The following is a 6,348-nucleotide window of genomic DNA, read 5'->3' on the forward strand; positions in this document are numbered from 1 at the left end:
AGGAAGACCAAGCGATGAGCAAGCTGCGCGTTGCCGTCCTCGGCGCCAGGGGCCGCATCGGCTCCGAGGCGGCACGGGCGGTCGAGGCCGCCGACGACATGGAGCTGGTCGCGGCCGTCGGCCGCGGCGACAAGCTGGAGGCTCTCGTCGAGTCCGGTGCCCAGGTAGCCGTCGAACTGACCACGCCCGCGTCCGTCATGGGCAACCTCGACTTCTGCGTACGCCACGGCATCCACGCCGTCGTCGGCACCACGGGCTGGACCGAAGAACGCCTCGCCGAGCTGGGCACCTCGCTCGCGGCCTCGCCGGGCACAGGCGTGCTGATCGCGCCGAACTTCTCCATCGGCGCGGTGCTCACGATGAAGTTCTCGCAGATGGCGGCCCGCATGTTCGAGTCCGTCGAGATCGTGGAACTGCACCACCCGGGCAAGGCCGACGCGCCCTCGGGCACGGCCGCCAGGACCGCCCAGCTCATCGCCGAGGCGCGCGCCGCCGCGGGCCTCGGCGACCAGCCGGACGCCACCCGTACCGCGCTGGACGGGGCGCGGGGCGCCGACGTCGACGGCGTACCGGTGCACTCCGTACGGCTGCGCGGCCTGCTCGCCCACCAGGAGGTCATTCTCGGCGGCGAGGGCGAGACCCTGACGATCCGGCACGACTCGCTGCACCACAGCAGCTTCATGCCGGGCGTCCTGCTGGGCGTGCGGCGCGTCGCGTCCGCGCCGGGGCTCACGTACGGCCTGGAACACTTCCTCGACCTGAGCTGACGGGACCGGACCAGACACACCCATGAGCGCGAAAATCACCTACGTGGTCGGCGCCGTCGTCCTCGTCTTCTACTTCGTCCTGGCCGGGAGCCGCGGCGTCTGGCTGATCCAGGCCGGCACGCCCGTCACGGTCGCCTTCGGCATCGCGGTGCTGATCCTGCCGCTCATCGGCGCCTGGTTCCTCTGGAAGAACACCCGCTTCGTCACCCGCGCCAACCGTCTCGCGGCGGAGTTGGACGCGGAGGGCGGCCTGCCCGTCGACGAACTGGTCCGCACCCCTGGCGGCCGCATCGACAGGGCTTCGGCCGACGCCGTCTTCGCGAAGCGGCGCGCCGAGACGGAGGACACCCCGGACGACTGGCGCTGCTGGTTCAGGCTCGCCGTCGCCTACCGCGACGCCCGGGACACGCCGAGGGCCCGCAAGGCGATGCAGCGTGCCATAGCGCTTCACGACGGCACGGCCGTCCGCGCCTGACACCCCGGCCGCCCGTGGGCCCTCGGCGGGGCTCACCGGGCGCGCTGGTACTCCGCGCCCCACGCCTCCACGGTGTCCGCCGCGCGCTCGAAGGCGTCGCCGCGCGAGAGGAAGTCGGCGTTGTGCGTCGTCAGCAGCGGGAGGTGCTCGCCCCTGCGCCGCACGAGGACGAGGGCCTGCCCCTGGACCGTCCGCGGCAGGCCCAGCCAGCGCACCGGCTGCTGCACCGTGCGCACGGCCGACGCCTGGTTCCATGCCACGGTCGAGGTGTGCAGCAGGGCCACCCGGCGCACGCCGTGCCTGCTCACCCACGTACCCATCCGCAGCATCCGCAGGGCCACCGCGATCACCACGGCGGCGACCACAGCGCACACGACGGCCCCGGAACCACCCGCCGCCAGGGCGGTGATCACCGTCGCGAGCAGGATGAACGAGGCCAGCAGCAGGAGCACGGCCGCGACCCCCACCCGCCAGGGCCCCAGCCGGTAGGGGCGCCGCCATTGATCATGGTCGTCGTACGGCAACGCGACGTCGTCCGCCGTGTCGAATCCACGACCGGCCGTCATAAAGGGCAAGGGCACGACTGATCCTCACTCACAAGCACGCTCGAATTGCTGTGCCCGGTGAGGCTACCGAGCCGCCGCACCCCTGGACCACCCGAGGGGTCCGGACGGGGTGCGAGGCGGGGCTCAGTGGTGGCGCGCGGCCTCCGACTGCTGCACGTGGTGGAGCGTCGGGTTGGACTGGAGCGCGGGCACCCCGAACAGCAGGGATCCCGTGAACGCGGCCGCGATGACCAGGCCGATCAGCAGCCGGCCCGCGATCTCGCCACGAGCGGGCCGTCGCTTCGGCGGCGGCTCGACGTTGCTGCGGAAGCGATCGGTCTCGGCGAGAAAGGTGAACGGTACGTCCTCGCGCCGGCGGAACATGGTGCGTACTCCCTGGTTGTCCGTGTCGACTGTGCTGTCCTGCTGTTCGGTAGGACGCGAAACAAACCGATCAGGTGCCCGAATTCCCCGAAAGAATGGGGAACGACCTGGTAACGAACGCCCAAGGCGGCCCGGACGGTCACGGGCTCTAGAGTGGCCCAGGCAGTCGTACAGGACGGAAGGACCCGCGGGTGAAGAGCGAAAAGGCCGGGCCGGAGCCGAGTTTCCGCAGCGACGTGACCGTCGAGTTGGTGAAGCACAGCGCGTCGGACACCGACGTCCTGTGGGCGGCGCGCGTCTCCACCGCGGGCGAGCAGTCGCTCGACGAGCTGACGAAGGACCCCGAGCGGTCGAAGGGACTGCTCAACTACCTGATGCGGGACCGCCACGGCAGCCCGTTCGAGCACAACTCGATGACCTTCTTCGTCACCGCGCCGATCTTCGCCTTCCGCGAGTTCATGCGTCACCGGGTCGGATGGTCCTACAACGAGGAGTCCGGCAGGTACCGGGAGCTGCGGCCCGTGTTCTACGTGCCGGGGGAGGACCGCAAGCTGGTCCAGCGCGGCCGCCCCGGCAAGTACGAGTTCCTGCACGGGACGCCCGAGCAGCACAAGACGGTCACCGAGGCCATGGAGGAGTCCTACCGGCGCTCGTACGCCGCGTACCAGGAGATGCTGGAGGCGGGTGTCGCCCGCGAGGTGGCCAGGGCGACGCTCCCCGTCGGCCTGTTCTCGTCGATGTACGCCACGTGCAACGCACGCTCGCTGATGCACTTCCTCGGTCTGCGCACGCAGCACGAACTGGCGAAGGTGCCCTCGTTCCCGCAGCGGGAGATCGAGATGGTCGGGGAGCGGATGGAGGAGCACTGGCGGCACCTGATGCCGCTGACCCACGCGGCGTTCAACGCGAACGGCCGGGTCGCCCCCTGACCTGGGGCGGAGCCGAGGGGGCACAGATGTACGGGCCATCGACCGAAGTGTCCGTATTGCGGTGTTTCGAGAAGTTCATCTACGCTGATCAAACGGACCCGGCACTGCCTGAACCCCCGAGCAGGGAGTGCCGGGCTCCTCCTGTCCGGCGCCCCGAGACCACACCCGGGGCTGAGCAGCGAGTAGCGTGTTACCCATGGCTCCGACCTCCACACCGCAGACCCCCTTCGGGAGGGTCCTCACCGCCATGGTCACGCCCTTCACGGCGGACGGCGCGCTCGACGTCGACGGTGCCCAGCGGCTCGCCACCCAGCTGGTGGACGCGGGCAACGACGGCCTGGTACTCAGCGGCACCACCGGTGAGTCCCCCACCACCACGGACGCGGAGAAAGAGCAGCTGGTACGGGCCGTGGTCGAGGCGGTCGGAGACCGCGCCCACATCATCGCCGGCGTCGGCACGAACGACACCCGCCACAGCCTGGAGCTCGCACGCACCGCGCAGCGGGCCGGCGCGCACGGCCTCCTGGCCGTCACGCCGTACTACAGCAAGCCGCCCCAGGAAGGCATCCACCAGCACTTCACCGCCATCGCGGACGCCACCGACCTCCCGGTGATGCTCTACGACATCCCCGGCCGCACCGGCGTCCCGATCGACACCGAGACGATGATCCGCCTCGGCGGCCACCCGAGGATCGTCGCGAACAAGGACGCCAAGGGCGACCTCGGACGCGCCAGCCTCGCCATCGCCGAGTCGGGACTCGCCTGGTACTCGGGCGACGACATGCTGAACCTGCCGCTGCTCTCCGTCGGGGCCGTCGGCTTCGTCTCCGTGGTCGGCCACGTGGCGACACCCGAACTGCGCGAGCTCATCGAGGCGTTCAGCCACGGCGACGTGCAGAAGGCCGCGGAGATCCACCAGAGGCTGCTGCCGGTCTTCATCGGCATGTTCCGCACGCAGGGCGTCATCACCACCAAGGCGGCCCTCGCACTGCGCGGCCTGCCCGGCGGACCGCTGCGGCTGCCCCTGGTCGGGCTCACCGAGCAGGAAACCGCGCAGCTGAAGCTCGACCTCGCCGCGGGCGGGGTACAGCTCTGACCACGAACTTCACAACTGAATACCCGAAGCCGCAGCCGTGCGGACACGCGGCGGCCACGGCGACGACGCACGAAACGGGAACCGCTCCCGGAACAGACAACTGCAAGTGCACGAATGTCACACGCGCCACGTGCCTCAGCGGCACGTGGCGCGTGTGGTGAGGAGAGTCTTTTGAGTCATCCGCATCCCGAACTGGGCGCCCCGCCGAAGCTGCCCAAGGGCGGCCTCCGCGTCACCCCCCTCGGTGGCCTCGGCGAGATCGGCCGCAACATGACGGTGTTCGAGTACGGCGGCCGCCTGCTCATCGTCGACTGCGGCGTCCTCTTCCCCGAGGAGGAGCAGCCCGGGATCGACCTGATCCTGCCCGACTTCACCACGCTCGAGAGCCGCCTCGGCGACATCGAGGGCGTCGTCCTCACGCACGGCCACGAGGACCACATCGGCGGCGTGCCCTACCTGCTGAGGCTGAAGCCCGACATCCCGCTGATCGGCTCCAAGCTGACCCTCGCGCTGATCGAGGCGAAGCTCCAGGAGCACCGCATCCGCCCATACACCCTGGAGGTGGCGGAGGGGCACCGCGAACGTATCGGCCCCTTCGACTGCGAGTTCGTCGCCGTCAACCACTCCATCCCGGACGCTCTCGCCGTCGCGATCCGCACGCCCGCGGGCATGGCCGTGCACACCGGCGACTTCAAGATGGACCAGCTTCCGCTCGACCGCAGGCTCACCGACCTGCCCACCTTCGCCAAGCTCGGCGAGGAGGGCATCGACCTGCTCCTCGCGGACTCCACCAACGCCGAGGTCCCCGGCTTCGTGCCGCCTGAGCGCGACATCACCGGGGTGCTGCGCCAGGTGTTCGCCGGAGCACGCAAGCGCGTGATCGTGGCCAGCTTCGCGAGCCACGTGCACCGCATCCAGCAGATCCTCGACACGGCACACGAGTACGGCCGCCGCGTCGCCTTCGTGGGACGCTCCATGGTCCGCAACATGGGCATCGCGCGCGAACTGGGCTACCTGAAGGCGGCCCCTGGACTCATCGTCGACGTCAAGACCCTGGACGACCTGCCGGACGACGAGATCGTCCTCGTCTGCACGGGCTCCCAGGGCGAGCCGATGGCCGCGCTGTCCCGCATGGCCAACCGCGACCACCAGATCCGGATCGTCCAGGGCGACACCGTGATCCTGGCGTCGTCCCTGATCCCGGGCAACGAGAACTCGGTCTACCGCGTGATCAACGGGCTCACCCGGTGGGGTGCGAACGTCGTACACAAGGGCAACGCCAAGGTGCACGTCTCGGGCCACGCCTCGGCCGGCGAGCTGCTGTACTTCTACAACATCTGCAAGCCGAAGAACCTCATGCCGGTGCACGGCGAATGGCGCCACCTGCGCGCCAACGCCGAGCTCGGCGCGCTGACGGGCGTCCCGAAGGACCACATCGTCATCGCGGAGGACGGCGTGGTCGTCGACCTGGTCGACGGCAAGGCGAAGATCACCGGCAAGGTCCAGGCCGGCTACGTCTACGTCGACGGCCTCTCCGTCGGTGACGTCGACGAGGCGTCGCTGAAGGACCGCCGCATCCTCGGGGACGAGGGCATCGTGTCGGTGTTCGTGGTGGTCGACTCCACGACCGGCAAGGTCGTCGGCGGCCCGCACGTCCAGGCGCGCGGTTCCGGCATCGACGACGCGGCGTTCGCGGCGGTGCTGCCGAAGATCGACGAGGCGATCGCGAGATCCGCGCAGGACGGCGTCTCCGAACCCCACCAGATCCAGCAGCTGATCCGCCGCACACTGGGCAAGTGGGTCTCCGACACCTACCGCAGGCGCCCGATGATCCTGCCCGTGGTGGTCGAGGTCTGACGGTTCGTCGGCGCTCGCGCCGGGCACCTCTCGGGAGCGGGGGGCCTCGATTTGCATCGAGGCCCCCCGCTCCGTTAGGTTTCAGTCTCCACCGGAACGCAGCAGTGGGCACGCATGTGCCCACGGGAGCCTGCGGGAAGGTGGAAAAACGGCTCCGAAACTTCTGATAAAGTCGGGGTCAGCCGAAAGGCGGGAAACACCGAAGGGAAAGCGCCCGGAGGGAGCCTGGAAGGGTTTCCGAAGGAAGCGTCCGTTCCTTGAGAACTCAACAGCGTGCTAAAAGTCAACGCCAGAT

General features: G+C 69.6%; 7 protein-coding genes. 5 read left to right on the plus strand and 2 right to left on the minus strand.

Translation table 11 applies throughout. From position 1 onward, the window contains the following. The first annotated feature begins 14 nt into the window (after positions 1 to 14). On the plus strand, positions 15 to 767 hold the full coding sequence (dapB, locus tag IH48_RS0128870) for a 4-hydroxy-tetrahydrodipicolinate reductase (RefSeq protein ID WP_030911010.1): 753 nt from the start codon (positions 15 to 17) through the stop codon (positions 765 to 767). A gap of 22 nt (positions 768 to 789) precedes the next feature. Beyond that, on the plus strand, positions 790 to 1,242 hold the full coding sequence (locus IH48_RS0128875; protein ID WP_030911012.1) for a tetratricopeptide repeat protein: 453 nt from the start codon (positions 790 to 792) through the stop codon (positions 1,240 to 1,242). 32 nt (positions 1,243 to 1,274) lie between these two features. On the opposite strand, the gene IH48_RS0128880 is transcribed toward IH48_RS0128875, so the two are convergent. After that, positions 1,275 to 1,823 (minus strand): hypothetical protein, encoded by a 549-nt coding sequence (locus IH48_RS0128880; protein WP_030911014.1) that lies wholly within the window; start codon positions 1,821 to 1,823, stop codon positions 1,275 to 1,277. Positions 1,824 to 1,931: 108 nt separating this feature from the next. Next, complete coding sequence (locus IH48_RS0128885; protein WP_030911016.1) at positions 1,932 to 2,171, minus strand: hypothetical protein; 240 nt, start codon at positions 2,169 to 2,171, stop codon at positions 1,932 to 1,934. Positions 2,172 to 2,362: 191 nt separating this feature from the next. On the opposite strand from IH48_RS0128885, the gene thyX reads away from it, so the two are divergent. The 3 genes from thyX to IH48_RS0128900 all read left to right on the plus strand — a co-directional run bounded on the left by thyX (position 2,363) and on the right by IH48_RS0128900 (position 6,053). Further along, positions 2,363 to 3,100 (plus strand): FAD-dependent thymidylate synthase, encoded by a 738-nt coding sequence (gene thyX / locus IH48_RS0128890; protein WP_030911018.1) that lies wholly within the window; start codon positions 2,363 to 2,365, stop codon positions 3,098 to 3,100. Positions 3,101 to 3,296: 196 nt separating this feature from the next. Further along, on the plus strand, positions 3,297 to 4,196 hold the full coding sequence (gene dapA, locus IH48_RS0128895; protein WP_030911020.1) for a 4-hydroxy-tetrahydrodipicolinate synthase: 900 nt from the start codon (positions 3,297 to 3,299) through the stop codon (positions 4,194 to 4,196). A gap of 171 nt (positions 4,197 to 4,367) precedes the next feature. Continuing rightward, positions 4,368 to 6,053, plus strand: coding sequence for a ribonuclease J (locus IH48_RS0128900; RefSeq protein ID WP_030911021.1), 1,686 nt, complete (start codon positions 4,368 to 4,370; stop codon positions 6,051 to 6,053). Positions 6,054 to 6,348: the final 295 nt, after the last annotated feature.

The organism is Streptomyces sp. NRRL F-5126, assembly GCF_000721265.1.
Lineage (GTDB): Bacteria > Actinomycetota > Actinomycetes > Streptomycetales > Streptomycetaceae > Streptomyces.

Bases quoted from the DNA above. Each gene is read 5' to 3' on its own strand.
- dapB (WP_030911010.1), top strand. From the start codon at position 15: ATGAGCAAGCTGCGCGTTGCCGTCCTCGGCGCCAGGGGCCGCATCGGC.
- IH48_RS0128875 (WP_030911012.1), top strand. From the start codon at position 790: ATGAGCGCGAAAATCACCTACGTGGTCGGCGCCGTCGTCCTCGTCTTC.
- IH48_RS0128885 (WP_030911016.1), bottom strand. From the start codon at position 2,171: ATGTTCCGCCGGCGCGAGGACGTACCGTTCACCTTTCTCGCCGAGACC.
- dapA (WP_030911020.1), top strand. From the start codon at position 3,297: ATGGCTCCGACCTCCACACCGCAGACCCCCTTCGGGAGGGTCCTCACC.